The 2126-nt window shown below is 30.2% G+C and carries 2 protein-coding genes; one reads left to right on the top strand and one right to left on the bottom strand.

Annotated features, from left to right (window positions below; translation table 11 throughout):
• Window positions 1-274: 274 nt before the first annotated feature.
• Window positions 275-394, top strand: coding sequence for a DUF6366 family protein (locus C9J35_RS24455; RefSeq protein WP_235616414.1), 120 nt, complete (start codon window positions 275-277; stop codon window positions 392-394).
• A gap of 173 nt (window positions 395-567) precedes the next feature.
• On the opposite strand, the gene C9J35_RS22875 is transcribed toward C9J35_RS24455, so the two are convergent.
• The gene (locus C9J35_RS22875; protein WP_107927134.1) at window positions 568-1821 is read right to left on the bottom strand and encodes a hypothetical protein; all 1254 of its coding nucleotides are present in this window, start codon (window positions 1819-1821) and stop codon (window positions 568-570) included.
• Window positions 1822-2126 lie beyond the last annotated feature (305 nt).

Raw genomic sequence — 2126 nt, 5'->3', positions numbered from 1 at the left:
GATATCCTAGAGAGCCACTTAAATATTCTTGAACCACCATCAATTTAAATTCTTCATTATATTTAGTCATAAAAAATCACCCCAAAAGTTAGTTTTTTACTCTAACTTTTGGGGTGCAGTACATTCTCTAATAAGGAATGCGTCTATTTGCATTTAATGGCCATATTGTGGAATAAAAGTCTTTTATGCAATATTACCAAACGATGCTTTGGGTAGGTTTAAAGGAATTTATTGACCTCTTCTAGAAATACTTATATATCAGGAGGTAATATAGATGTCTACAAGAAAAGAAACACCAGAACAGGAAAGAGAGCGTTTATATCGCGAAGAACAAAAAAAGAATCCTGCTGGAAATTTCAATGACAATCTTAATCGCACGCTATTCTTGAAATAAAGTAAGCTTCTTTTTCATTTGAGAGACATATTATTTATATTACAGTGTGAAATTTATTATGGAAAAACGTATCGTAAAGGATGTTCAACCTTTAAATGACTTAATATAAACAATATATATTTGAGTAATTAGATAAAAAATCTCCTATAAAATTATTATAGGAGACTTATTTCTTATTTTTCACACCATTTTAGGTAAAAAGCAAAAAATGGATCTACAATGAATAATTTATTTTCTTGAAAATCAATTGAAGGTTCCCTAGTTGTTGAGGTCTTGGCAATATCGGTCATTTTACTTAAAACTTGTTGAACTTGTTGCTTGTTTGGCATTGAAGTTGCTTCTAATAATTCTTTCAATTTTTCTCTAACTATATCAGGAGTTATTGAATCTAAATGAGTAAGTTCAGATAATGCTAGCATAATGACATAATAAATGTCACCTTCACTTCCATTCTTAAGTTGCCTCATTTTTCTTTCTCTATCAGGACCACTAACTAACTTTTCATATAAAAATTTTGATGAAAATGTATCAATTAATTGGGAATAAAATGTTTCTAAGTTAAGAGCGTCGTTCATATGTATAAGGTCTACTTGTTTTTCAAAAATGTTATTCCATCTGCAATATCTGTAACAAAATTCTTGCATCAAGTGTGGACTTTTATAACTTTCATTAACAAAGCTATTTATAATACTCTCTGGGACTTGTAAATTTAATGCTGTAAATCCTTTGATAGATATTTCTTTTAATTCCTGAGGACTCCATTGACTTATACGAAATTGAAGGATTCGACCTTCAAGCTCGTGTTCAACTTTTATAGAGTCTTCATCTCTATGAGGTACTGAGCAAATAATTACTTTTAATCCAATTGATAATGGGTCTTTTAAAGAGCGAATTATTTCTGTTTGCAATTCTTTTGTACAGTAATGAAAATCATCTAAAACCAGGACACTTTTATTTTGAATTAAACCTTCTATAGCGAGGTCCAAAGGTCGAGCTTCAAATATGGTTTGTGAACGAGTAGCTTCACGAGTAGCATTTGCCTTTTGTTGCTTACCTTCAACTTTTGCTTTTAACCAATTGAAAAATCCAGCTTCTGTACCGACAGTTAATTCATTAGTGTCGGTTTTTGTTTTTTCACTTTCATTTTCATTAACCTGTGTATTTGCTAAGGATAACTTAGTAATTATTGTTGACCACAAATCATCTATATTTTTAAGTCCTCCACAGGGTACACTAACTAATTTATCTATGCGTATGACTTTTTTACATAAAGTTGATTTACCTATTTTTGTAGGGCCGGTAATGGAGAGTATTTTACCTTCTATTTCTAAATCAAGTACTAAATTTTCTTCAAGTCGATATTCAGAACGAGCATTATATGTAATACTAGGAACTCCACCAGCGGTAAAAACTTCTGAAATTTTCATTGTTAGTCTCCTATAAAAGTGATCAATTTGATATTAATGGAAATTTTGTATAATTGCTTTAAATATATCTTACTTGAGATATGAAATTAAAAACAGAGTAATTACATTAGTCACGGAGAACAGTATCATAAATAAATACCAAGGCGAATTATTATTAAAGTTTGAGGTTCATTCTTCAACAATCGGGCGCGATTCTTCAATATGAAGATCGCGTTTTTCAGTTTGAATAACCGTCTTTTATTGGAACTACTATCTATGCTGTTTTGGGAACCTATAATAATTTATTCAATCAAAAGTTGTATGTT

It is taken from the genome of Lysinibacillus parviboronicapiens (assembly GCF_003049575.1).
In the GTDB taxonomy this organism is placed as follows: Bacteria; Bacillota; Bacilli; order Bacillales_A; family Planococcaceae; genus Lysinibacillus; species Lysinibacillus parviboronicapiens.
The sequence above is the reverse complement of the archived record's forward strand: the minus strand, read 5'-3'. Positions and strand labels throughout refer to the sequence as shown.